The sequence below is a fragment of the Clostridium porci genome, assembly GCF_009696375.1.
GTDB classification, from domain to species: Bacteria; Bacillota; Clostridia; order Lachnospirales; family Lachnospiraceae; genus Enterocloster; species Enterocloster porci.
Map to the genome: position 1 here is coordinate 87,435 of NZ_VUMD01000006.1, position 23,755 is coordinate 111,189.

Below are 23,755 nucleotides of genomic sequence, written 5' to 3' on the forward strand. Positions count from 1 at the left end.
TGTTTCTTCTCCTTACTCATTTGCTGCTTTTTTCTGGTAAATGTCGTATGTTCTACGACCTTTGCTGGCAACGTATGCCTCTTCCGTGAAGATATCCCAAACACAAGTCTTCTCGGAATACTTGCCGCGGCCGACTTTCTTAAAGTCCATAAACTCGCAATAGCCGGAACGTACGGTCCAGTCCATAAAGGAAATGATGCTTTCAAAGCCATTTTTCTCCTTCGGAATTGCACGGAAGACTCCAAGGATGCGATTGATGTCATCGTAATCCTCTGCTGACCAGAACTCTACGTTCTGAAGCGTGATCTTCGGGCCATTCTTTCTAACTCTCATGCGAGAGTTCGGATGGAAATTCTTTGACATGGCATCGTCGATAAACTCTCTTAGAGTAATCGGCTGATCGATCATGTCCTTATAATTGCGGGTTACATAACCCCACTTGCTGTACAAGCGGGTCTTGGACATACCGTGGCTTCTGCCATTTCTCGGACGGAAGCTAAAGTAGCAATTCGTCGGCGTATACGGTTTTGTGATGTCCAAACGATTCAGGTACGGTCCCATTTCACCCTTTTCAATCTGTTTCTGAACCCATGCACAGAAATCACGATAGTTCCATTTCTCCGGATCCAGTTCTCTCAAACTTACCAGAGTCTTGTACTTGTTCTGTACATTAAATTTAAACGGAACGGCCATCTCGATAACGCTCTGGATAAACGGGTCTTCCTCAACCTGCTCCTTGGCCTTGTTGCTTAAGCGACAGTTCTCCGGGCCAATCGGCTGTGTTTTGTCGATAGCGTCAATCTTGTTGCCCTTCTGTGTCTGCATAGTCTGCAGAACCCATGTAAAGAATTTGTCCGGATTTTCTCTCCACTCTTCTACCATGCGATCCGCATAGCGCTGATGCAGCATGGACGGGAAGCAGCTGAAACGATCCAGAATCTGTTTGGTCATTCCTGTATCCGGGATCGGCGCGATGGTCATTAACGGCACCGATGGCTTCTGTTTCAGTTCTGCCTTACGGGCTCTCTTTTCCTCTTCGGTGCCTACGCACTCAATCAAAAATGTCAGATACGCTTCGGTGTTGTTGGTATCAATCCCTCTTAAAGAGGCAATGTATAACGGGTCTACACCGTATCTTTTGCAATACTTTTTCTCAAAAGTATCCATATCAAACTTGACTGCGTTGTTCTTATTCTGTCTGTTATCTTTCATGATTCGTTCTCCTGTTTCTGGTGTGAATTTCATTCTTTATGCAGTTGTAAGTTCTATTCAGTTGTAATAACGATGCGTATCACATTTGTGATTGTGGCGTATTTCCTCCTTTATTTTTTGAATTTTTGCACACATCGTTCGTTGGCATGATGTTGTTTCTCATAATGCCTTTATCTTTCGTTGTAATGATGGGTTGGGATATCATGCGGTAAAATAAAAAAGACATCTGCGGTAATCGCAGACATCCTTTTGCTACAGGATGATGACAGGTACTGCTACCTGTGTTTGTTTGTTGCAGGCAATGCCGATTTCGGCTGCCTCGATTGCAACATTACACTCTTCTGATGCCCAGATACATTTCTCTAAAGCATCGATAGCCTCTTCGGTATAATCCGGCATCAGCTCTTTTAATTGCTCAAAAAACTTTGCGCCTGACTGAATGTGTGGCAAATACTCGTTGACGAAGCTAACATCATATCCACCAAGGGCCGAGAAATCAGTAGAAAAAATGTTATCCGCAAGGTTTCGTTTGCCGGCAAATCCAAATTGATCACCATGCTCCATGAGAAACTTTGCCTTTGTGTGCATAGCTGCTTCCTGCCATTCCGGAAGCATTTGCTTTAACAACAGACCATTCTCTCCGCGCTCCCACCAAGAAGGGACTTCTGATGGAATGGTGAAGGAAAGGGACGGAATGCAGAGTTGATAGGGCAACCACTCATTGACACGTTCCCTAAGACAGCGGTCAGCCGCACAAACAGGTTGTCGTTTTCTTTTCTGCAAGTCGCTGTCTGTGATGGGAAACAATCGGTACAGATTGATGAAACGGGGATCCTGTGGTGCATAGCACAAATTTTCTACAGTTTTTGGTGTAATAATATAGTCGTCGAAACCGGAAGCAAAATGAGACAACAATGCTGCTGTATGCTGATACCGATGCATACGGCCAAACAGGTGGCGTGGCAAATGATGCAGGGATAGAATGCAATCGTCCAAATTTATTCGATAATTTGGAATTGCCCTTTGGTTCATCCATTGCGTCAATGCCACCATCTGCATATTGTGATCCTTCGTTTTGTCGAATGCCGGTTTTAATCCTTCTGGGAGAAGTGTTGGATTGATCACCTCCCAGGATGTAACAATGATATCCGCCGGATTACTCAGTATGGTCATTTCCATGACCGGTTCATCATGATACAACATTCGAAGGTTCATCCGCGTTCCTCCAGATCCTCGTGTCCAAATGACCACATTTTTTCTTTTTCCGCCAGCATTTGATAGCCTTTATCTACATCCATGCATGCAATTTCATACTGCTTCTCAGGAATTCCAAACACTTCATAGGTATCTGCCACCACGGCTTTTAAATAGTTTGGATCCGGAAGATTGCACGGCAGCTTCTGCACAAGCTCCAGTTGCTTTTCTCGCTGCTGAATGAACGGTTTCATCTCCCCTGTGTCCATTACATTCGGACTATAATTCCAACCAAGGCATGAACCGGAATCAAATAAAGGCGCAAAACGTACCGGTTCCAATGTGGTTGCATTGCGAATGAATCCAAAGTTCTTTTCATGTCGATCAGTGTTATGCAGAATATGGTCAAACACGATCATTTTATCCAGATCCTGCTGGTATCCCATTTGGCTGAATTGATGATACAACTCTCTTCCAAAACTACGGGTTTCGTTTGCAATCTGTAACCCGTTCACAAAGTCATGTTCGCCATCCTCGATAAAACAGTGAGAGCCGCAGATCATTTGCTGCGTTCCCTCCACTTGCACTGGAAAATAGTTAACATGGTCAATATCCATACTCGCAGCAATTTTCCCGGCGACCACTTCATTCGCACTCAAAAGATTTTTACCATGAGCATTGATGCCAAGCTCTCCAAATTTTAGCAATGTTGGGATTGAATCAATCGTGATCCATCCTTTCTGCAGTACACCGTCCGTTGTGTAATCCGGTGAATTAAACTGAATGACTGGTATCTCTTTTTCAAACACTGCCACATCAGCAAAATCCGTTGCAAACCCATTTTTATGAAAATTAACATCTTCCCACGTCAATGGTGTACGCTCGTCCTTAAACCAATAGGTATCTGTTAGGCTGACACGCATGCTTTTCAATTTTGCATCTGATATTCCTCCTGGTAGAGCTTTGAGAATGCGATTTATATTTTGACGTTCGGATGGTATCGAACGCATTCGTTCCCAATTTTGCAAGGATAACATCATGGTCGCCTGATGTTTTGAAATTCCAACCGGCATATGTTTCTCGTTTACGATGGACCGAATGCCTATAAAATGCTCACCCGCCATTTGCAACTGTGCAACTTTTTGACCCATGTGCATTAAATACATCGTTATCCCTCCTCCACTGCTTCGATTGGCTTGTATGTTTTTGCCCCCATATCATACCAATATGCATTCATCCAGTCCGTGTTATATGGCATCATGTGATATTCGCTCGGCTTCAATCGGTTATAAGCAAGAAAACATTCCTTTTCATCATCCGCCGGTTCCTGACTGATCGTAAACAAAATGGATTCTACTTTTCTGCCATTTTTCTTTTCCTGCCATTCCACATGGATGTCGGTCATGGCATTGATGGCTTCAATGGCTGGCAGCAGATGCTTGCTTTTCAGCTTTTTATATTCATAGGACTCATTTTGCGTAATGAGTTTTGCCAGTTCTGTCACTTTATAACTGAATGTCTGCATTTTCTGGTATCTGCAGAAAAACGGATAAAGCAGAACGCCTGCTGTCGTGTCCAGACGATTCAAATATTTCAGTCGTACAACCGTGAAGTTTTCTTTGAGATCCTGTCCAAAGTGATCCACCAACACATTGCTAAACTGTGCCTTGATGGTATCCTCGTTAAAATCCGCTTCCACATATTGCAGCAGTGCGTATGCCATGTACTTGTTTGCTTCCGCGTCATGGATCTGCAGTGGTTTTGCCATAATGTCCTTTAAGGCCTGACAGATATATTTGGCGCGGTGTGAAAAGTTCCGGTGCTCGTCCGGCTGATACCCGAGTGCATTGGTCATTTCTGTTACGGACAGCGATACCGTGTCAAACACCCCTGGAGTCATTACATTGCATTTCCAGATCAGGTACATGAGTGCTTTATAAGAGATCGGGCCAAGCAGCGAGCCAGTGGCATAGCAAAGTCCGAATTTTGCTACATCATTTGCTTCGAACAGTTTATACTCTTTTTCTGTGTGATTTGTGGATTTCGTGTTTTTGGATGTTGAATGTCTGGACATAAAATTTTCCTCCGTAGTTCTTATGCAGCAATTATGTGACGCTTTTGGTGAATATTTGTATTTTAGTATGATGCGGCCGCCGTTCACAAAAATTGTATGCTGCGGATATGAAATTGCCGTCGATTTTCAAAAAGCGGTCATCGAATCAACAACAGCTTGCTGTTTGTTCTGTGTCATGGGATGATACTGCTCTGATGAAACTATACCGTTCTAAGATGTGATAACCTCAAACAACACTCTCTGTTTCCATCGGGATTTTGACTTTGAGATAACTGTACTGGCTACCACACAGATTATGGTTGGTTACTCCCAGTTCTCACAAATAACCTGCGGTAATTTTTTTCACACAGATTACTGCCGCTCTGAACTCTTTTTCTTATTTTTTGATGCGGCACTTTTTGCAAAAAAAGTTTCGCACTTTATATATACTGTTTATAAATACTGTTTACAGTGAATTTTTGAAAGTGCAAAAAAGCCTGTAACCATGCGGGTTTGAGGGCTGTCAAAAAATTGCGAACGGTCCCCATTTTGACGCCAACGGTCCCCATTTTAACGCCAACGGTCCCCATTTTGACGCCAAAACACCATTTATGGCTGTTTATTTTATGGCCAAAAACGGACCAAAACAGCTCTTATTTCTTCCGTTATTATCCTCAAAATATTGTCTTTTCTCATATCCGCAAACTCTTGCCTTCGTTAGTGATTTTTTGCGGATAAGGAAATCTTATGTTTTTGCAAGAAAAAAGAGCCTCTGATTTAGAAGCTCTTTTGTGTGTGATTGATCATTGCCAACAGCAAAATCATGTACACCTGCGTCATTGGAACGGAAATGTTGACTACCGAAACAACTGTGTAAACAAAGACCGCCACTGCAGCTGGTATAACCACAGGGTTCCCCATTCTATGTTTCAGTGCCAGTACGCAGCTTCCAAAAATGAAACCGTAATATGCCACAAAACCAAGGACACCTGTTGTAAATAAATACTGCAGCCCTTCATTATGCGGGGAATCAAAGATCTGCCCAGTGATGGCTTTCATCTCATCGTATCGCAATTCCCTTATAATCAGTCCAAAGGTTTCTGGGCCCGTGCCAATCGTCATATTTTTCAGCGAACCTTTCATAAACTCTTCGATTGCAGCTCGCCAAATATAGCCTCTGTGGCTGCCCCAGGAATCGGAAAATTGTAAAAATGGACCAATCGGACTGTTGGTCAGCAAAGGATGCTCTCGAAACAGAATCAGGGCCAATATCCCTGTGCTTATGCCAAGGATGAGTATAAAAGCCCACCATGTCTTTACCTTGTATGTTTCTTTTTTCTTTGCTAAGATAGCGGTTACCATTACCCATAATACCCCGAACAGACAGAGTGCCATCATGACGAAATTGTTGTTGCACAGCTTTAATAAAATCCCGTCACTTGCGTTGATATATGGATTCTCCGTGATCTCTGACAAATAGGCGGACATCGCCATGGCACAGAGGAACCCTGCACACAAATGGGAATACCGATGGACATCTCTTCCACTGTTCCATGTAAAAAATGGAACGATGACAAAAAAGGCTAAAATGGCCAATGCGGCATTGTCGGACCGGCCGGTGATCAGGGCAACACATAAAAGAAAAAAGGACACCAGATACCAGGGATTTCGTAACCGCACGCTGGCCTCTGTTTGGTTTCCTTTTGGCTCCATCATATAAAGCGATCCGGCAATCGCCATGAAGATGCTCATGGCTGCCGTGTAGGTATTGATGTTTCCGTATGAGGAGACAAAGATCCCTCGCTGCTCTTCTTTGATGAACTCATGCCAACAAAATGGATCCAGACCAAGGTAATTGGCAATTCCCCAGAGCGCTGAAGCGACTCCGCCGGCCAAAAACACATAGATCAATCTCATGTCCGGTTTCCAATAACGACTGACGCATACATAGGTAATGCCATATAAAAGCCACATACATAATCCTTGGTAGCGGCCGGCGCCTCCCCAAAACGCTTGAACGGGGTATTCGGAGCAAATCGTAGACAGTGCCATGATGCATAGGAAGCACAACAATCCACGATCCGCCATCGTCAGACGCGGCATTTTTAGTTTTTGGTCCGCTTTGAGTACCTGAAGGAGTGTGCAGGGTCCACCGCCCTCCTGGATACATTCCCATAGCAATGTCGTGAGCAATTTCACATAAATGGCTCCCATAAAAAGTGTCATGAAAGCAGTTGCCACCACAAAAAAGAGCGTCCGATCTCTTAAAATCCGGAAATATTGATCGGTTGCAAAAAATGGGAATACGAACACAATGACCGCAAGATACCATGAGGTGATTGCGGAAATTTTCGTGTTTGCGGAAACATAGAGGAGATCTCTGGCTTCCTTAGTAAAACACCTGGGGGTTCTGTTCATCACGATTCCACCTTTCGCATTTCCTCGGTACCATCGATGCTGTTACCCACAATCGTGAGACTGCAGCTGCCATCCTGATGAAACCAGGAGTCAAGAGGCCTGTATTTTTCTTTGTCGATACAATCTTCTTTCCCCACATATAATCCGTACCATCCACTGTCATGCCAGACAATTTCTACCAGAGCATTTTCTGCTTCTGATTTGCACAAATCGTGTTCGAAAATCCTTTTGTGCTTCGTGTCCTGTCTTCCGGTGTACTGACAAAGCGTCTCCGGGACAATATCCATTTTGTAGTGCGGCATCGGAAGGCCCCAGTCACAGCATCCGGAAAACAAGAGGTAATGATGCCCATTTTTCTTTCTCTCCGCTTCGCTTGCGATGCAAAGGAGTGTGTCCTGGCAAAACCAATAATAGCCGGTCTGCCACCCTTCTCCATCTCTGCCCTTCGCTTTGTATAATGCTCGATCTGCTGTCTCCATGCTCCCGCTCCTTTCTCTGTTTGGTTTTTCTCGTGCAGAAATTAAGGACTTCAGCGCAGCTACTTTTTGCTGCAGTTGAACTTTTCGTTCTTTCGTTTCTTTTTCCTGTTCGTCTTCCTCAATTTCCAGTACACTAAAAGCGGCCCAATCGTCCAGATCCCTTTCGATATCGTCTGCAATCTCTTTTGCAAAGTTCGCAATGCATTCTTTTGCAAAATATGGTGTGTTTTTTGACAGAGAAATGAAATTTGGAATATCGCTGTTTGTTGCGGTGTCGAAGAAAAAGAAATCCTCTCCAACTTCTGCAAATCCAACATCCCATCCTTCTGCATCCATGACAACATTCAAGGAGCATTTGTTATTTGGTGAGAAATATTCCAAAAGAGCATCCAGCAAAATCACGGGTACGTCACTGATGTCACTCGCACGTCCCAAGTGTCTTCCATTGCTCTCAAAATGTGTCCAACCATGCTGTGGTTTTGTTAACATTTTTGCACTTCCTTTCCGTTATACACTTGAGCATGCAACGATTTCTGCACCGCTTCTCATCAGAAGTCTGGTCTGCGGTGTTCCGTATTTGAGACGTTCAAATGCACGAAGCAACACGCTCATCCATAGCATCTCTGCTTCAATGCGATATTCCATTTCGTTTTTATTGTTATCCATCGTAATTTCCTCCAATTCGATTTCTTACCCACATTCTACCAATGCGACGCCGGCAGCTCAATTTTCGAAATTTGCGGATATGAAAAATATCGGTTTTTCCGCACAGAAAAAGAGCCCGAATGTTCGGACTCCTTTTATGATGTTTATCGCAGAAAGCTATTTGCGCTATGGGCACACAATGCCGCAGTCATCCCAACCAAATGGTTGAGCGCCTGCCGTGCCTCTTTCTTATTTTTCTCTTTGTTCCTTCTTAATTCCTCTTTGATTTCATCCCACTGTTCCTTGGGATATTGTCCGATGGTTTTGTACCACCAGATCCAGTTATACATATATTGGTTTTTATGCCGATACTTATATACTTTCCAAAATGCCATACAAACCGCTCCTTTGATTAAGGTTTCGGATCTTCACTCAGAAACCCGTTGTCCAACAATGTTTTTTCGAAATCCTGAGATAGCTTAAGCCAATCAACCTGCTCTCGTGCGGGACCCATAGTGAGATTGATGAAATTTCCATCGCGCTTCCAGAGCCAGGAGTCTAAGTCAAGGGCCTGATAGATCTGATCGTACACTGCCGTTTTTCTGATGTACTCTACATCTGGGGTTTCGTCAGAATCATTGTTGTCTTGAACCATCCGTTTGGTTAACTCTTCTTCTGCCACCGCCTGAATCTCTTCACAGATGCGCTCAAAGAGCCCAATGCCGGCCCATGTTGTGTACTCATAATCACGATCAGTGCTATTTTGAAAATACACGGAAACGGGTTTTCGCTCCAGTGGCGGCATCTCAATGCCAACGATGCCAAGGAGACCATACTGCTCCCAATAGAGAAATTCTACCTGGAAGAGCTGCTTTAACCAAAATCGATCTGCCTCTTTCCATGGGCTTTTTCTGTACTGATTGACCGTTACATCCTGCATGCAAAAATTCCTAACGGGCGGTGCATACATGCAGTTCTCCTCGATCACCTGCTGTTTGTTTTTGAAATGTTCGTTGACGATTTCTGTACAAACGGCCATGACCTCATCCTGTGGTACTTCCAAAAACGATATTGTAAATGCGTAGCTCATACGCCCTCCTTTTACAACAGAAACCCTTCTTTTACTTCTCCGCTATCCTTCATGCAGGAAAATACGACGCTTTCCAGGTCATAGGCTTCATTTTCTACCGGCGTCTCTTCCAATTCCTCCTCGGACATTTCCGGCACCGTGGTCTCAGAAACAACGGCATACGTGCTTTCTGTACCTTGCTTTACATATTCCAGAGCTTCCTGGATTGCCTGCTCTTTGGATGACTTGTAATACTGATTTTCATCGAAGAAACCATGTTTTTTATCATAGGCGGTTGCATACGCACCGTATTCTTCGCTCTCTTTTGACAGCAATACACCAACATCAACCAGATATGCTTGCATCTTTCAAATCCTCCTTCATCTTCGTTTCAAAACCTTCGATATCTTCCATAGTCAGCCATTCTGGTTTCTCTCCTTCTTTGAAGTGAGTCCAAATAGCCTTCATGTACAGAATCTGGGCATCTGGGTTTCCAGCCCACAAATACTTGTTATGCCGGCCGCCAAATGACAGATAGTACGCACAATCCTGACGCATACGATCAAGCAGCTGATACAGAAACGTGTTGTCATGCGTTTCCAGCAATGTATGAATTTCCTCGCTGATCGTTGCATTATCTTTGACTGCGCAGTGCTTTTCATCGCAACCGGTATTCTTCAAACAACACAGCGGACCATACGGTGTGTCAGACACATGGATACAATCGTTCATATTTTTCCTCCTTTGGGCGGGGCAAAAACCCCGCCCTGTCAGTTAATTCCCAAGCACAAGGTTCTTGAATTCCACTTCGCTTACGATTGGGACTCCAAGTTCTTTGGCTTTCTTGTTCTTTGATGAGTCGCTAAAGACATCGTTATTGACGAGATACGAAGTCTTTTTGCTGACAGAACCAGCAACCTTACCGCCATTTGCTTCCACAAACGCGATGAACTCATCACGGTTTTTGAATGTTTCCAAGGTACCGGTAATGACAACCGTCTTTCCCGCTAAAACATCCGAGATGTTTTCAGTCTGTGTAAACTCCATGAGAGCCACAAGGTCTGCGAAATCTTCCATAAAGTGGTGATTCTGCTTCCATTCGTACACAGAGGCCACAATGACTTCGCCCACGTCTTCTGCTCCTCGAAATACGTCTTCTCCGAATTTGAGCTTTTCGATAAAGCCGTTCATGGTTCCTCCGCAAAACCGCATGATCTTTTTGGATACATCGCGGCCCACGTTTGGAATACTCATGGCATACAAAAATCGCCATGGTTCTACGTGTTTGGAGTTTTCGATGGACTTTAACAGGTTGTCTGTGGATTTCTTTCCAAATCCTTCCATCGCTTCCATTTCCGCCTGATGCTCATGCAGCCGGTACAGATCGGAAAGTCGTGAAAGCCATCCCTTGTCGATGAATTTTTTCAGCGTCTCATCCGACAGACCTACAATGTTCATGGCGTCTCGGCACACAAATCGTTGGAATCGCCCCAGCTGTTTTGCAGGACATGCTGCATTTGGGCAATGCAGTGTCTTTACTTCTCTTCCGGACCTTTCGCTTACATGCACCGTGGTCGCTGAACCACAGACCGGGCAGGTTTCCGGGACCGGTATCGGCCCACTCTGCGTCAGATTCTTCGCAATCTGCGGAATGATCATGTTCGCCTTGTAGACGGTCACAGTATCGCCTTTGCCAAGTTTTAAGTTCTCCATATAGGAAACATTAAACAACGAAGCGCGGCTTACATTGGTACCGTCAATTTCTACCGGCTGAAAGACTGCTACCGGGTTAATCAAGCCACTTCTTGATGCCTGCCATTCCACATCTTCCAACGTGGTTTCAAATTCCTCGTCCTGCCACTTAAATGCCATGGATCCACGCGGAAACTTCCCGGTCGAGCCGAGGCTGTCCGCATATACGCTGTCATTGTAAGTGAGTACCAGGCCATCACTTGGAAATGCATTGTCTGCGACTTTTTCTTCCATTTCACGGACAGCATTTTCAAGTCCAACCGGAGTGACCAGACGATGTTCCACCACCTTAAAGCCCCATGCGGCCAGCTGTTTCAACTGCTGTGTCACATATTTTGGCATTCCTTCCATCTCCACGCACTGAAATACAATGGCTTCAATGGTGCGTTTGTCTTCTCCATTGATGCGTCGTACTGTGCCGGCGGCCAGGTTGCGTGGGGTTTTGTAGTGTTCCTCATCTTCTCCCATGTTGTCCAGAATCCGGTTAAATTCCTGATAAGTCATAATGGCCTCTGCACGCACGATGAGTTTCCCTTTATATGGGATCTCAGCCGGCAGTCCAACAAAATTGACTGCATTATCAGTCACATCTTCGCCGATGATTCCGTTGCCTCTTGTGACTGCCTGGACCATACGTCCATTCTGGTAGCTAACCACAATCGTGAGACCATCCATTTTCCAGGAAAGGACACCGACATTCTGCCCAAGCCATGCGAGCAATTCATTGACGTCCTTCGTCTTATCCAAGGACAGTGCCGGTTTTTCGTGTGTGACCCGCTTGCGGTTTCCGGATACTTTTGCTCCCACAGTGAGACCAAGCTCACTGTCTGATGTGCCATATTTCTGTTGTAACGCATGCAGTTCCGCTTCCAGGGCATCATATTCCTTGTCTGACATGATTGATTCTCCATCATTGTAGTAGGCATCTTTTGCCTCTTGAATGATTGCCGCCAATTCTTTCATACGTTTTTCCATCATGTTTCCTCCTAAGATTACTTTATGTGTTTCACAGCAATTATGGAGTGCGATCATCGAGTTGTACGTTGGTACCCTGTTATATCGTTTTTGTTATATCATGAAAACAATTCTGTTTTTATTATCCGCAGTTTTCTGTTTTTGTCTTCGCACACCTATATTGTTATACTTGATATATCACTATCACTTCTTTATTTCATTTCTACTTCTATTGCATTTCTGTTTTATATTTTACGGAACCGTCAACTTGTCTACACGAAAGGGGTGCGTGTTGTGACTATTTTATTACCTGAAATGGATCTGAATCGCATGGAATTAAGAAAACACTGTATGGTAACTACTATTTTTACTCCAAAAATGCTTGCATTATTTGATGTGTTTCGTTGTTCCGGTGAGCGTGATGCAAACATGCTTCGCTGTTCTGAAAATTTAATAACCGTTTGTAATGATTGTCTTTCGCAGTCCAACGTCAATGCTGCCAGCATTTCCAGCTTACCTGTATTTGTATTTCATCGCACTGCGCAGTTATATGCTCTTAAAGATGCTGTACTCTTGTCGGCGAGTATTCAAGAAAAGACTCTGTTATGGAAGTTATCTTTGGCAGAAGCATACCAGGAATATTTGCATCATGCTTCAGAAAAGATTCTTTCTTTTAACGGCATCCGCCAAGTCCCACATCAGGCGGAAGTAGCCATTTTGACTGATGCGCAAATCATCAATGAACTTTTTGATTATGCTGATGAGATTGAAGCATGGCTGGATGTAGAATTCGCAGAAGAATATGATGATTACCTCGAACAACCTGAATTTGATGATGTGGTTCGCATTTTGGCAGAACTTCATATTTTAATTTCCTATCTTGAAGATTAACAGCTGCATTCTCGTGACTTTGAAAATAGCAGGGACCTAAGCCCCTGCTATTATTTTTCCATTTTTTCTGCTATGATCGCCCTTTCCGTATGAAGGATCCAGGCTTCCTCTGTGAGTTCCACTGGTAGTTTTGCTGTTTGGAGAAACTCCGCCGGATATTGTGTTTTTGCTTTACCGGCAATAATTGACAATAGGCGAATCACCGGCAAAGATAATTTCAGGCACTCTCCTGCATGTAAAAATTCTGTGTCTGATAACGTCCGTTTCCCATATAGCTCTGCCAGTTGTTCATCTGTGCATATCACATACTGACGCTTTCGCTTTAAGATCTGGTACGCTTCTTCCAATAGCTCTGCAAGTTTGCATAGCGTGACCTGAGCATTGATTGTCAACAGCGCTCTGACATCTTTGATCAGCGGTTCAGGAATTAAAAGTTGTTTCGATTCGCGAGATGGATCGCATAAGAACAAGTTGTCCTCTTTTCCTGTGATGATATTTTCAGGTATCTGACAAAACTCTTTTGTTTGCAGCGGAATGCTTCGCATAAAATGTATATACGCCAACAAAATTGCTGCCTCTGAAAAGGCATTCTCGCTTTCCAAAACTTCTAATTCCTTTTCCAAACGAAACATGGATTGATAATGAATGCGTAACAATCCAAGATTTGGGAAGAGTCTCCTTTCCATGTATTCCACAAGCCTGTCTATGATCGCAGCATGCTGATACGGTTTAAAAATCAGAAAGAAATCCATAAGTTCCGGACACATTCTTGGCTGCATCAGTGTTTCATCCTGAAAAATCCCTTCTGGATGATTGCCAAAATATGTCAAACGCAGCACCTTTTTGGTTCTAATCAGAATGTCCTCCAGTTCTCTCGTGCCGTATTTTTCCATGCTAAGGATCGCAAACAGACGCATATCTTCCTGAAGTTGTTTCGACTCTTTTTGTCCAGCGTAACGCTCACATTCTTTGTTCGTAAAATCAAAGCTCACCCATGCAACCCGTTTTTCTCCTAAAATCTTCCATTTCTTGTCATGCCATTGGCAATGTCCAATATACCCTTTCTTTTGGTAGCGTGTAAATTTTGCTCTGAGTTCCTTTTCCGATACTCCATCTAAAATTCTGGAATGATCGTCCGGCCAAATCACCCGTAAATTTTTGTAAAAATTGTACTCTTCCATCGCATTGTCCTCCGATGTTTGTGCATTGCATAGGTTCAAAAGAGAAAAATGGACTGTAGTTTTTCTCCACAATCCATTTACTTTATTATACAAAATTTAGGGGTAAAAGGCAACAATTTTTCTGCGGATATGAAAAAACGCAATAAAACACGCCGGATTCACATGAGAATCCGACGTTTATTTTATCACCTCTTTGGAGCATCCAATTACTCTTCCAATGACAAATCACCCTGTATATCACGTTCCTGCATAATATTTTCCTCTAATGGGTAAAAGGAAAACAACTCTGCATTGGTGCCAATCGCTCGTACCATTTCCAAAAACACACGTTTTGCTTCGTCCTCATCACAATATTTGGCAACTGCAAAAGAGGTGCCGCGGTTATCAATTTCCTGATAAGCACGTACAACAAAAAGCTGCCCCTTTGTTGCAGGGTGTTCTCTTTTCCACTCCTGGGTTTCGTCTACCAGAGAGATTCTTATAAAATCCTCTGTTTTGATGGTATGTTCACCACTCTGATCCAATACATACATCTCTATTCCTCCTCTGTCATCGGCACTGTTTCTGTGCTGGATACGTTTCCTGGTTCGGTTTCGACCACCTCCACTCCCGGTCCAATTTCCATATTAGAGGGAGTTTCCTTCTCCGCAAACGCTTCCGTCTGCTTGTCATTGACCTGATATTCCGGGCCGTAATGCTCGGGGCGTTCTTCGGCGATAACCGCTTCTGTGTTTTCTGAAATCTGCTCTGAGGTTGATTCCGGCACTACATTCGCTGCTTCTGTTTCAAAAGCGCTTGCTTCGATTACCAGGGTTTCCTCTGTGCTTTCTTCTGGAAGCGATGGGGCTTCTGTTGTTTCTTCCTTTGTTTCTTCCTTCGTTTCTTCCTTCGTTTCCTTTTCAATTATGGAATTTGACGGTGTCTGTTTGATGGTTTTCTCACCTTTGCCAGAGTTCTTTTCGCTTTTCTTTTGCACGGCAGCGCCAATCTGCCTCACCTGCTTCGATGGCTGATAATCCTCCGAATTATATAAAAACATATGCAATGCGGATACATTGGCTGCCAGATCGTCCGGGAACACATAAGACGCTCCTTCTACAGTCTTTACAAATCGCTCTGATGGAAATCCAGTCGTTACGGCAATATGAAGTTTTGTAATGTTTTTCGCAATCGCATACAGATCCTCCGTTTCGATGGAAGATGCCACCTGCGGCAGAATCGTCACAATCAGCTGATTAAGTGTTGCAAAATCGGCCTTGATCGCTTTTTGAAGAACCAGATTTAAGACCTTTTGCTGTCGTTCTGCACGTTTGAAATCGTCATCCATCAGGCGTAGTCTGCAATATGCCACCGCCTGCACGCCATCCAGATGGTTTGGTCCTGCTTTCTTTAAGTGTACCGACGGAATGCCGGTAGATTCTACGGTTTCCGTAATAAAGCTGTTCAGATAGAGAAATTCTGCATCTGTCACTTCCAGGTCCACGCCGCCCAAAATGTTGATGGCATCGGCGACGCTTTTCCAGTTGACCGCCACATAATCGTCAATTTTCAGATCCAGATTTTCATTGAGCATGGCGACGGCCTGCTTAGGGCCACCTGCAGCATACGCGGCATTTGCCTTCTTGTGCGTGTTCTTTCCGGTTTTTAAGCAGGTATCCCTGTAGACGCTGGCTAATTTGATCGCTCCTGTTTTACCATCTAAGGTCATCAGCATGATTACGTCGGAATTACCAGTCTTGAGCGATTTATTGTTTCTGGAATCTAAGCCAAAGGCTGCCACAGTCCAGTTATCCCGCAGTTTTACGATGGTCTCCTCTGACAAGTTCTCATTTGTCATATCTTTAATCTCTTCCCGGTCAATCGGCTGTACCAGGTCGATTGTTTGATCCACAGTCTTTTTTAAATGCGTAATACCAAATCCCGTTATGGTTGCCGCTACGCCAAGCATCACAACCATAACGCAACACATCCGTTTCCAATTTCGCTTTTTACGAGACATGTTGATTTCCTCCTTTTTTTGTTAAAGAATATCGCAGGGTGCATCCTTTTGCATGAAAGGAGTCCCTGCGGATATGGAAAAAGTGCATTTTTTACAGTAAACTTACCAGCCAGGTAGTCATGGCATCCGCCAGGGCAACAAAGGTACCCATACCGGCCATAGCAACGATCACTGTTGTTGTGTTTTTGAGGACCTTATCCCTGCTTGGCATCGTCAGGCCTAATCCTTTCCACGGATTTTTTAAGGCGGTCCTTGTAGATTCGGTGTTCTTTCTCATGTTTTTTCTCCTTATACGGCAATGCGGTTGCCAGCTAACAAAAATGTTCTTGCTTTCTTCATGCGCAGCGACAAATTAGATTCGATCTTTTTCTTTTCCTCTAACACAACATTCACACAGATAAAGCATGATGTCCCGGCAATGGAAAGTGTACCAAGCCCACTTACGCTGCACACACAGTACATGAACAAAATAATTCCTGTCATGATCGTATTTCCAAGAAGTGCTACTCTGGTACTGATGTTGCGGATACGCTCTTCCGTTGGTTTACCAGGTCTTAAACCAGGGATGACCGCTCCGGATTTCTTTAAGTTCTCCGCAATCTCGGTTGCATTAAAGCCAATCTCCAGATAGAAATAGGTGAATGCGGTTGTCAAAAGCGCATATACAATTGCTCCGACGGAATACAGTGGCATCGCCGGATCAAACCACGCAGAGGTATTCATCGTACGAATGATGTGACCAGCCACTCCGCTTTGCAGAGTTGGTACAAACTGTGCAATCAAAATCGGCATACTCATAATGGATCCAGCAAAAATCACTGGCATTACAGAACAAGTCATTAACGGAATTGGGAAGGTACTTTTTGCAGATCCAGTCAATTTTCTTGTCTGTACAACCGGAAGCTGTTTTAAGGTACCGGAACATACGACGCATGCCGCAATTACGCCAAGGATGATCAGTGCAAAGGCAATGATTTTCGTTGCCTGAACAACTGCCGGCCCACTCACGGTGAATACTTCGTAAATACTGCGAATATCGGACGGAATCGAGGCCACGATATTACAGAACAAAATCATGGAAATACCGCTTCCGAGTTCCAGCTTGTCTAAAAACTCGCCGAGGAAAATGATAAATACGCCACCCGCTGTCCAGATAAGCGTTGCTCCAAGGACGGTCACAGGATTATAAGGGGTCAGTAGGCCCTGGGAACCCAAGCCAATCGCCATGCCGGCCGCCTGTAAAAGCGCCAGTGCCACGCCGGTGGCCTGAGTGATCTTTTTGTATTTATCCATACCGGTCTTTCCGTCTTTACGCATTTCGTCCAATGTCGGAGACACTACGGTCATCAACTGAATGATAATGGATGCTGTGATATACGGGCTGACAGACAAAGCAAAAAATGACATCTGCAGCATGGATCCGCCAGTGATCGCATTCAGGAACCCAAGTCCCTCTACATCAAGCAACGCCTGAATGTATTCTCGGTTAACGAATGGAAGCGGAATATTGGATCCGATTCTCACAATCGCCAAAGCTGCCAGAATAATGGTTACCTTCATCCATAAACTCAGCTCATTAAGTCTCGTCGTCATTGTTTTGTAACTGTACTGCATTTTGTTTCTCCCTTCTTACTTGCTGCATCTTACTTGCACGCAGCCTCATTTCTTCTCTTTGTTCTTCGGTCATATTTCTTTCCACAATGGCGCCGCGGAATGACGATGCTAACTTTTTGTGTGTCTGATAGCATTTTCCAACGATTTCACCATCTCTGGATCTTTGGATTTCTACTAATTTCCAATCCGGGCAGTTTGGGTTTTTCACCAGCTTATCCAGTCTGGTCATCACTGTAGTATCTGATGTATAGATGTGGGCAATATCCGAATCCCTGTAAAAGGAAATCGTAGTTTCCTGTTCATATAAGGCAACTGACATGATTTTTCCTCCTTCATATCTTTTCTTAATTATGAAAGGGAAGTCCGAAAAATTGGTTTTGCAAAAGCCGCCCCTTTTCCGGAAGCGGCTTGTCATCTCACTGGATTACGCCGGAATATCGGCGACTTCGATGCACACATACGGGTCGGTTGGTCGGTTCTTTACCTTGTAAACATCCTGGTCAGCAAGTTTGCTTTCGTTTAACCACTCGTTCTTGGTCTTCACTTGGACCTTGCCTTCCTTTGTGTACACCTGGATTTTCTTACGTCCGTTCAAAATGGACAATACGTCGTAAAATTTCATTTTACTTCCTCCTCTTTTTCTTTGACTGTCCTTTGATGTATTTATTGTAGGCGATTTGTGAACTTCCCTCAAACTATGAAGTTTGCGGATATGAAAAAGCACTCCTTATTGCACAAAACTTGGTGTAGCTTCGCTTGGCGTTGCTGTTTCTTCTTTTTCATACAGAACTCTGGTTGCTGCGGGCACCGTCGTAATCTGTGTGGTGAATGGGTTTCCATTCCACTCTACCCCTCCGCCGTATGAAATGGTGGAATCGATGGTCACATATCCGTAAAGCAGGTCCAGAGCTATCTGCGGTTCTGCGTGCCGATACCTTGCACTGGTACCTTTCTTTTTGCTCCCCACCTTTTGGGCCGCAAGCGTTGTATTTCGTACTTCGTAAATTTTTCGGATCATGGCCTCATCTGACATCTCTGGGGACATGGCTGCGATAAACTTATCTGCCTGAGCTCCGCAATTGACATTGACGGACAAAAAAGCGGCTTGTACCGCAATCGGTCGTGCATTCAGATCAAATCCTGCGTTATTCATTTGTTTCTGAAACGAATCCCAGTACCGTATACGCACGAACTCCAATTGATCCGTCATACAGGTTTCATAATCCACATCCATGGCAGACAAAAATGCTTTGCCGATGTTTGTGTTGTTTCTGAGACGTTCGTCCCCATTTTCATACTGCAGGTATTTTTCAAATCCTGGCCACAGATCCGGATGTTTTTTATAAGCAAAACGCATGAAATCTACCAGATCATAGCGATAGTCAAATTGGCAGGCGCCGTATGCTCTTCCACTATCTCCGCTGATTGGTGCATTCGCATTGGACATCCCACTGGTTTCTCCGGCAATGGATAACATGAAAAATTCTGCTGGCATCCCTGCAATTTCCAATCCGCTGATCTGACCTGTCCCTGCACTTCTATCCTTGTTCCAGGAAAATCCGTCTCCCGCCTGTTTCTGTCCGAATTCATCGACATACTTACCGGTTTCATCCACGTAATAGCCGTCGGGCGTCACATAGTCAGACATCATTTTTCCGGTCGCATCAAAGAAATACCAGTCCGTGGTGTCTGGGATTTGGAGCCAACCGGTGACACACTTACCATTCAAAAGGTAGTAAGATATGTCTTTGTCTGTAATCCATCCTTCTTTGCTTCTGCCTTCCTGATCAAAAAAGTAAGTCTTTCCGCCTTCATCCTGAAGCCAACCAGTTGTTCGTTTTCCTTCTTTATCAAAATGATAGAGGTTCCCTTCTTTTACCAGAAACGTATTTTTTAATTTCTGTCCATGATCCAGATAATACCAGTCATCACCTTCCTGTGTAAAACCAGTATCAAACGGTTTTGATGGTACCTTATTTGGCGTGGCCACCTTCTCCTGTTTCTTCATTTCTGTTTTTTTGGTATCCGCAACTTTTTCCGGCTCGGATGCAGTCGCTTCCACTGTTTGATTGGCATATGGTACTTGGGCCATGATTGGCACACCGCCTAATGCCAACGCAAACATGAGTGCAGAAAGCGTTGCTGTACGTTTACGTTGTAGCATTTGAAGCTCCTTTATCGTTTAGTTCTTTGCTTAATTATGGAAGCATTTTCCAAGACATTGGATTTTCTGCACAAAAAGAAGACCCTCCATAAGGAAGGTCTGTCTTCTGTGTTCTGTACATTGTACTGTCAGTGGTTAACCCCACCACTCACCGTTTGAATTAACCTGATAGCCGTCCGGCGTCATGGTATCATGCAGCATGGCTCCCTCTGGATATCCGGCTACATTGCCGGGATTCAGATAGTACCAGGCACTGCCCGGTGCGGTACGGATCCATCCGGTCATCATTGCGCCGAACGGGCCGCTGTTTCCGGAAGCATTGGTATTTAAGTAATACCAGAAGTCGCCGACTTTCTGCCAGCCAGTCAACATTCTCGCTTCTGCATCAAACAGATACCAGCCACTTGCAGTGTGCAGCCAGCTATTGGTAACGGCATAGTTTCGGTTCTCCGGATTAAAATAATACCAGTTTCCGTTGATCAACTGCCAGCCAGTTACATACTGCTCGCCGTCATAAAAACGCTTATGCTCACCGGATCCCTGAAATTCGCCATAAGCCGTAGAATCCGCATCCAGGGACACGCCCTCTTCGTCAAAGTGGACCCACTCAGACTCCATGATATAACGTGTCTTTCCCTGCGGAGCCGTAGCACGAATGGATACGGTAATCACCTCGTCGTCTGTTGCGTACTCAGAAATATCTACGCTGGTCTCAGTTTTGCCCTCTAAACGCAGTGTTTTATAGTATCTGTCGTCTTTTTCGAGTCTGACTTCGTAACCGCCGGCATACGGAACCTTTTCCCATGCTACCGTATAATCATCCTCATAGTGGATGTCTTCCGGTGTCTGCAGAGTCACCTTCGGAATATAGTTGATGCGAACACGCAGCGTTTTGCTGGACGTTCTTGTCACGCCAGCCTCCTCACCATTGGAGATCCAGGCAGACGTATTTTTGTCAAATGTCTTCTCTTTAGATTCCAATTCCACCGTCAGGGTGACCTTTTTACCTGGTGTCCAGTTCTCATAGTCCGAGGACCAATCGTAACCTGTCAACTCATACTGAGAGTTATTGACGGTTGGCACTGCCTCCCATACCACTCCCGGATCCGTTCGTACCTCATCGATACGAATCGATACCCCCGTAATCTTTGCATCTGCTGAGAACGCCGTCATGGAAAATACCAGTACGAACAGGCAAGACAATGCCGTTAAAAGTTTTGTTTTCATAGAACACAACCTCCTCATAATTTCTTTATTTTTGATTCCTTAAAATTATGGGAGAGGAAATCGGATAGGGGAGATTTTAACCTCCCCTTCCACACCACGTAGCGTACCGTTCGGTACTACGCGGTTCAATAGTTTACTCGGACTTTCAGATAGTGGGCAGTCATATCGGGATAACCAAGTCTGTCCACTATGATTCTTTTGGTGAGTGCCGAGTTGAGCATTCCCGCCGCTCTCCACACTCCCTTTCGGCAGTTCGCCATCTCATGCACCTTCCACTCTGGTAAATGTAACGCCCGCAACATTTTATATCTTGTGCGTACCTTCTTCCATTGTTTCCAGTACACCGCTCGGATTCTGTGGCGCAGCCACTCATCCGTCTGTTCCATCAGGCTTTTCATGTCTGCATATCGATAATAGTTAATCCATCCCCTTGCATAGCTTCGGAGTTTTTCTTCCCTCTCCTGATTGCTCCATTTGTTCCCTCTGGTTGTCAGCTCCCGTATCCGGTTCTTCATTTTTGCCACCGACTTCGGGTGTATCCTCATGCGGCATTTCCCTTTATGCCGGTAAAAGCCGTAGCCCAGGTATTTTATCTTGCTGACGTGGCTCACTGTCGTTTTCTGAAGATTGACTTTCAGAAACAGTTTTCCTGTGATGAATGGCACAATGTTTTCCATCGTCCTCTCTGCGCTTTTCCTGCTTTTGCACAGAATCAGGCAGTCATCCGCATACCTCACATACTTGTGTCCCCTGCGCTCCAGTTCCTTGTCCAACTCATTCAGCATGACATTTCCACACAAGGGACTTAACGGGCCTCCCTGCGGCACGCCCTCGGTCGTTGCGTGAAATCCTCCGTCCTCCATTACTCCGGCTTTCAGGTACTTGTGTATCAGCGAGATTACCCTCCCGTCCTTCACCGTCCTCGACAGCACCTCTATCAGCTTGCTGTGGTTCACCGTGTCAAAGTAGGATTGTAAATCCATGCTGACCACGTAGACATATCCTTCGTTGATATATTTCCTACATCTTTCCAGTGCGTCATGCGCCCCTCTGCCGGGACGGAATCCGAAGCTGTTGTCAGAAAACTGTTCTTCATATAAGGGAGTCAGTTCCTGTGCGATTGCCTGTTGGATTACCCTGTCTACCACTGTGGATATCCCCAGTTTCCTTGTTTTTCCTTTCTCCTCTTTGGGTATTTCTACCCTTCGGACTGGGTTTGGCTTGTATTTGCCTTCCCTCACCTGCTCGACCAATTCGGACTGGTGTTCTCTCAGGTAGGGTAGAAGTTCATCCACCTGCATTCCGTCAATCCCACCAACGCCTTTGTTCGTTTTGACCTTCTTATAGGCGGCATTTAGATTGTCGCTTCTAAGAATCGTATCTAGCAGGTTGTCCGTCCGAAAGTCCGTGTTGGTGTCGGGGTTCCCGGTAATCCTTTCATGGGCGTACTCTCCTGTTTCCCTTCCCTGTTCCGCAGGTATCTCTCGCAGGTAGTCCTCAATATGAAGTTGTCTGTACTTAATTCCATGTCCGGTTTCCATTTGGTAACGACACCTCCTACTGTTCAGTCCTTCCCGGTGCGTTTGCGACCGCCCGGTACTATGACCTCTGCTGACTTCTCACGGCAAGCTTTACTCCGTGACAGCGAATGTTTTATCGCCACTTTCACGTCCGTGAGACCTCCCCGGGTACTCACACGTTCTTTCCCACTTATACCTGCCCCGTTTACTGCTGGCGTTCCGTGCAGTTATTGGACTTTAGTTTGTTAGGCAACCTCATCCACGCTTCACAGCCTATCCGGACAACTTTTACAGGCCAGTGGTTTGCCTCCGGCTTCCTTCAGACCCCACCTCACGATGACGCCCTTGCCATTGGCTGCACCCTTCCCACTGCCGGGCGGGTCAGGGACTTTCACCCGTTAGAACGTGCGCCCGCCGGGCGCACCTATAAAGACTCCCGTCCAAAACAGAACGGGAGTCATGAAATGTATTATTTAAACTGCTTTCTCATATGCTGTTCGAATACCTTCACCGCACCTTTGCGGTTTCCTTCAATGGTTTTGTTTAAGCGTTTTAACACCAGGCGTTCTCCTTCCTTTTTATCAAAAATATCCTCCGGATGGCACACCATTGTTGCAACCACTTTATCGGGACAATGGAATCTTCGCTTTTCCATCAACCACTGCGGGCAAACCCATGGGTATTTCTTCAGAATGGCATCGATACCGTCGAATCGATGTCCGTACTGGAAGGCCGTCATCATTCCATTCTGCTCTTCATCCGGTTCTTTGACAGTGATGACAGTTTTTGTGAACCAGCCTAAAATACCCCTCTCTTCAACGTACTCAACAAAGGCTTCGTACTGTTCATCATCCATATCACGCACATCGTTAAGTACCTTCTGCTGCATCTCGTATTCCTCTTCGCAGGTTTTTGCACGCAGCACACGCATATATTTGCGGAATGCCTCTTCACTCATTTCTCTGACTACCTCGCACTCCTGAAGCAGCAACTCGATATTTTCCTGGTTTTTCTTTGCTTTTGCCATTTGGTCTGTTTCCTTTCCTGATTGAATTTTATTGTGTTGTGATATGATGATTGTATGATATCGACGTGATTCTCTCCAATTTCAAACCCTGCGGATATGGAAAATGGCCGTTTATTTTGAATTTATGAAATGAAAAAATCCGCACAGTTCATCTGAACGATACGGATTCTCTTTTCTTATTGATTTTGAATTTTTTCATACAACGTCTGTCCATATTCGCCGGCCAGTGCGGTACATATCTTAGCACGCTCTGCAATGATGGGAGGCATCACATGCGCTTTGGCGTCTGCCGCTTCTAAGAGCATCAGTTTTTGGAATGAGTGAAAGGATTTCCACTTTACGTCCATTGACTGCCT

25 protein-coding genes are annotated in these 23,755 nt (G+C 44.8%); 1 reads left to right on the top strand and 24 read right to left on the bottom strand.

Features of this window, described 5'->3' with window-relative positions; genetic code table 11:
• Positions 1-12: 12 nt before the first annotated feature.
• From FYJ39_RS08115 to ligA, 12 genes are all read right to left on the bottom strand, one after another.
• Positions 13-1,212, bottom strand: coding sequence for a hypothetical protein (locus FYJ39_RS08115; RefSeq protein WP_154471974.1), 1,200 nt, complete (start codon positions 1,210-1,212; stop codon positions 13-15).
• Between the two features lie 252 nt (positions 1,213-1,464).
• A complete protein-coding gene (locus FYJ39_RS08120; RefSeq protein WP_154471975.1) occupies positions 1,465-2,427 on the bottom strand; it encodes a hypothetical protein in 963 nt (320 codons plus the stop codon).
• Positions 2,424-3,572, bottom strand: a complete 1,149-nt coding sequence (locus tag FYJ39_RS08125; protein WP_154471976.1) for a hypothetical protein — start codon at positions 3,570-3,572, stop codon at positions 2,424-2,426. Before FYJ39_RS08125 ends, FYJ39_RS08120 begins: the two co-directional genes overlap by 4 nt.
• Before the next feature lie 2 nt (positions 3,573-3,574).
• Entirely contained in the window at positions 3,575-4,480 is a 906-nt protein-coding gene (locus tag FYJ39_RS08130) for a replication initiation protein (protein WP_154471977.1), read from the bottom strand.
• A 756-nt stretch (positions 4,481-5,236) separates the two neighbouring features.
• Entirely contained in the window at positions 5,237-6,877 is a 1,641-nt protein-coding gene (locus tag FYJ39_RS08135) for an O-antigen ligase family protein (RefSeq protein WP_154471978.1), read from the bottom strand.
• On the bottom strand, positions 6,877-7,845 hold the full coding sequence (locus FYJ39_RS08140; protein WP_154471979.1) for a YopX family protein: 969 nt from the start codon (positions 7,843-7,845) through the stop codon (positions 6,877-6,879). Before FYJ39_RS08140 ends, FYJ39_RS08135 begins: the two co-directional genes overlap by 1 nt.
• Before the next feature lie 18 nt (positions 7,846-7,863).
• Positions 7,864-8,022: a hypothetical protein gene (locus tag FYJ39_RS08145; protein ID WP_154471980.1), complete on the bottom strand. Its 159-nt coding sequence runs from the start codon at positions 8,020-8,022 to the stop codon at positions 7,864-7,866.
• Between the two features lie 143 nt (positions 8,023-8,165).
• Entirely contained in the window at positions 8,166-8,396 is a 231-nt protein-coding gene (locus FYJ39_RS08150; RefSeq protein ID WP_154471981.1) for a hypothetical protein, read from the bottom strand.
• A 17-nt stretch (positions 8,397-8,413) separates the two neighbouring features.
• Entirely contained in the window at positions 8,414-9,091 is a 678-nt protein-coding gene (locus FYJ39_RS08155) for a hypothetical protein (RefSeq protein WP_154471982.1), read from the bottom strand.
• An 11-nt stretch (positions 9,092-9,102) separates the two neighbouring features.
• On the bottom strand, positions 9,103-9,435 hold the full coding sequence (locus FYJ39_RS08160) for a hypothetical protein (protein WP_154471983.1): 333 nt from the start codon (positions 9,433-9,435) through the stop codon (positions 9,103-9,105).
• Entirely contained in the window at positions 9,416-9,802 is a 387-nt protein-coding gene (locus FYJ39_RS08165; RefSeq protein ID WP_195840398.1) for an LPD11 domain-containing protein, read from the bottom strand. The genes FYJ39_RS08160 and FYJ39_RS08165 overlap by 20 nt, the downstream gene beginning before the upstream one ends.
• 42 nt (positions 9,803-9,844) lie before the next feature.
• Entirely contained in the window at positions 9,845-11,800 is a 1,956-nt protein-coding gene (gene ligA / locus FYJ39_RS08170; protein ID WP_195840399.1) for an NAD-dependent DNA ligase LigA, read from the bottom strand.
• 270 nt (positions 11,801-12,070) lie between these two features.
• Here ligA and FYJ39_RS08175 point away from each other — a divergent pair, with 270 nt between their 5' ends.
• Positions 12,071-12,667, top strand: a complete 597-nt coding sequence (locus FYJ39_RS08175) for a hypothetical protein (protein WP_154471985.1) — start codon at positions 12,071-12,073, stop codon at positions 12,665-12,667.
• A gap of 50 nt (positions 12,668-12,717) precedes the next feature.
• On the opposite strand, the gene FYJ39_RS08180 is transcribed toward FYJ39_RS08175, so the two are convergent.
• The 12 genes from FYJ39_RS08180 to FYJ39_RS08235 form a co-directional block, all read right to left on the bottom strand.
• A complete protein-coding gene (locus tag FYJ39_RS08180; protein WP_154471986.1) occupies positions 12,718-13,848 on the bottom strand; it encodes a hypothetical protein in 1,131 nt (376 codons plus the stop codon).
• A 206-nt stretch (positions 13,849-14,054) separates the two neighbouring features.
• Positions 14,055-14,381: a hypothetical protein gene (locus tag FYJ39_RS08185; protein WP_154471987.1), complete on the bottom strand. Its 327-nt coding sequence runs from the start codon at positions 14,379-14,381 to the stop codon at positions 14,055-14,057.
• A gap of 2 nt (positions 14,382-14,383) precedes the next feature.
• Positions 14,384-15,847, bottom strand: coding sequence for an LCP family protein (locus tag FYJ39_RS08190; protein WP_154471988.1), 1,464 nt, complete (start codon positions 15,845-15,847; stop codon positions 14,384-14,386).
• Between the two features lie 91 nt (positions 15,848-15,938).
• Entirely contained in the window at positions 15,939-16,124 is a 186-nt protein-coding gene (gene secE / locus FYJ39_RS08195; RefSeq protein WP_154471989.1) for a preprotein translocase subunit SecE, read from the bottom strand.
• Between the two features lie 11 nt (positions 16,125-16,135).
• Positions 16,136-17,461, bottom strand: coding sequence for a preprotein translocase subunit SecY (gene secY, locus FYJ39_RS08200; RefSeq protein WP_154471990.1), 1,326 nt, complete (start codon positions 17,459-17,461; stop codon positions 16,136-16,138).
• On the bottom strand, positions 17,424-17,780 hold the full coding sequence (locus FYJ39_RS08205; protein WP_154471991.1) for a hypothetical protein: 357 nt from the start codon (positions 17,778-17,780) through the stop codon (positions 17,424-17,426). The genes secY and FYJ39_RS08205 overlap by 38 nt, the downstream gene beginning before the upstream one ends.
• Positions 17,781-17,885: 105 nt before the next feature.
• On the bottom strand, positions 17,886-18,083 hold the full coding sequence (locus FYJ39_RS08210; RefSeq protein WP_154471992.1) for a hypothetical protein: 198 nt from the start codon (positions 18,081-18,083) through the stop codon (positions 17,886-17,888).
• A 105-nt stretch (positions 18,084-18,188) separates the two neighbouring features.
• Positions 18,189-19,625: an N-acetylmuramoyl-L-alanine amidase family protein gene (locus FYJ39_RS08215; RefSeq protein ID WP_154471993.1), complete on the bottom strand. Its 1,437-nt coding sequence runs from the start codon at positions 19,623-19,625 to the stop codon at positions 18,189-18,191.
• A 135-nt stretch (positions 19,626-19,760) separates the two neighbouring features.
• Complete coding sequence (locus tag FYJ39_RS21385; RefSeq protein WP_195840400.1) at positions 19,761-20,852, bottom strand: hypothetical protein; 1,092 nt, start codon at positions 20,850-20,852, stop codon at positions 19,761-19,763.
• A gap of 125 nt (positions 20,853-20,977) precedes the next feature.
• Positions 20,978-22,393: a group II intron reverse transcriptase/maturase gene (gene ltrA, locus FYJ39_RS08225; RefSeq protein WP_154471995.1), complete on the bottom strand. Its 1,416-nt coding sequence runs from the start codon at positions 22,391-22,393 to the stop codon at positions 20,978-20,980.
• 448 nt (positions 22,394-22,841) lie between these two features.
• Complete coding sequence (locus tag FYJ39_RS08230) at positions 22,842-23,399, bottom strand: hypothetical protein (protein ID WP_154471996.1); 558 nt, start codon at positions 23,397-23,399, stop codon at positions 22,842-22,844.
• 176 nt (positions 23,400-23,575) lie between these two features.
• Entirely contained in the window at positions 23,576-23,746 is a 171-nt protein-coding gene (locus FYJ39_RS08235; RefSeq protein ID WP_154471997.1) for a hypothetical protein, read from the bottom strand.
• Positions 23,747-23,755: the final 9 nt, after the last annotated feature.

What these genes read in the sequence shown, in the direction of transcription:
- FYJ39_RS08115 (WP_154471974.1), bottom strand. Translation starts at nt 1,212, where the DNA reads ATGAAAGATAACAGACAGAATAAGAACAACGCAGTCAAGTTTGATATG.
- FYJ39_RS08120 (WP_154471975.1), bottom strand. Translation starts at nt 2,427, where the DNA reads ATGAACCTTCGAATGTTGTATCATGATGAACCGGTCATGGAAATGACC.
- FYJ39_RS08125 (WP_154471976.1), bottom strand. Translation starts at nt 3,572, where the DNA reads ATGTATTTAATGCACATGGGTCAAAAAGTTGCACAGTTGCAAATGGCG.
- FYJ39_RS08130 (WP_154471977.1), bottom strand. Translation starts at nt 4,480, where the DNA reads ATGTCCAGACATTCAACATCCAAAAACACGAAATCCACAAATCACACA.
- FYJ39_RS08135 (WP_154471978.1), bottom strand. Translation starts at nt 6,877, where the DNA reads ATGAACAGAACCCCCAGGTGTTTTACTAAGGAAGCCAGAGATCTCCTC.
- FYJ39_RS08140 (WP_154471979.1), bottom strand. Translation starts at nt 7,845, where the DNA reads ATGTTAACAAAACCACAGCATGGTTGGACACATTTTGAGAGCAATGGA.
- FYJ39_RS08145 (WP_154471980.1), bottom strand. Translation starts at nt 8,022, where the DNA reads ATGGATAACAATAAAAACGAAATGGAATATCGCATTGAAGCAGAGATG.
- FYJ39_RS08150 (WP_154471981.1), bottom strand. Translation starts at nt 8,396, where the DNA reads ATGGCATTTTGGAAAGTATATAAGTATCGGCATAAAAACCAATATATG.
- FYJ39_RS08155 (WP_154471982.1), bottom strand. Translation starts at nt 9,091, where the DNA reads ATGAGCTACGCATTTACAATATCGTTTTTGGAAGTACCACAGGATGAG.
- FYJ39_RS08160 (WP_154471983.1), bottom strand. Translation starts at nt 9,435, where the DNA reads ATGCAAGCATATCTGGTTGATGTTGGTGTATTGCTGTCAAAAGAGAGC.
- FYJ39_RS08165 (WP_195840398.1), bottom strand. Translation starts at nt 9,802, where the DNA reads ATGAACGATTGTATCCATGTGTCTGACACACCGTATGGTCCGCTGTGT.
- ligA (WP_195840399.1), bottom strand. Translation starts at nt 11,800, where the DNA reads ATGATGGAAAAACGTATGAAAGAATTGGCGGCAATCATTCAAGAGGCA.
- FYJ39_RS08180 (WP_154471986.1), bottom strand. Translation starts at nt 13,848, where the DNA reads ATGGAAGAGTACAATTTTTACAAAAATTTACGGGTGATTTGGCCGGAC.
- FYJ39_RS08185 (WP_154471987.1), bottom strand. Translation starts at nt 14,381, where the DNA reads ATGTATGTATTGGATCAGAGTGGTGAACATACCATCAAAACAGAGGAT.
- FYJ39_RS08190 (WP_154471988.1), bottom strand. Translation starts at nt 15,847, where the DNA reads ATGTCTCGTAAAAAGCGAAATTGGAAACGGATGTGTTGCGTTATGGTT.
- secE (WP_154471989.1), bottom strand. Translation starts at nt 16,124, where the DNA reads ATGAGAAAGAACACCGAATCTACAAGGACCGCCTTAAAAAATCCGTGG.
- secY (WP_154471990.1), bottom strand. Translation starts at nt 17,461, where the DNA reads ATGCAGTACAGTTACAAAACAATGACGACGAGACTTAATGAGCTGAGT.
- FYJ39_RS08205 (WP_154471991.1), bottom strand. Translation starts at nt 17,780, where the DNA reads ATGTCAGTTGCCTTATATGAACAGGAAACTACGATTTCCTTTTACAGG.
- FYJ39_RS08210 (WP_154471992.1), bottom strand. Translation starts at nt 18,083, where the DNA reads ATGAAATTTTACGACGTATTGTCCATTTTGAACGGACGTAAGAAAATC.
- FYJ39_RS08215 (WP_154471993.1), bottom strand. Translation starts at nt 19,625, where the DNA reads ATGCTACAACGTAAACGTACAGCAACGCTTTCTGCACTCATGTTTGCG.
- FYJ39_RS21385 (WP_195840400.1), bottom strand. Translation starts at nt 20,852, where the DNA reads ATGAAAACAAAACTTTTAACGGCATTGTCTTGCCTGTTCGTACTGGTA.
- ltrA (WP_154471995.1), bottom strand. Translation starts at nt 22,393, where the DNA reads ATGGAAACCGGACATGGAATTAAGTACAGACAACTTCATATTGAGGAC.
- FYJ39_RS08230 (WP_154471996.1), bottom strand. Translation starts at nt 23,399, where the DNA reads ATGGCAAAAGCAAAGAAAAACCAGGAAAATATCGAGTTGCTGCTTCAG.
- FYJ39_RS08235 (WP_154471997.1), bottom strand. Translation starts at nt 23,746, where the DNA reads ATGGACGTAAAGTGGAAATCCTTTCACTCATTCCAAAAACTGATGCTC.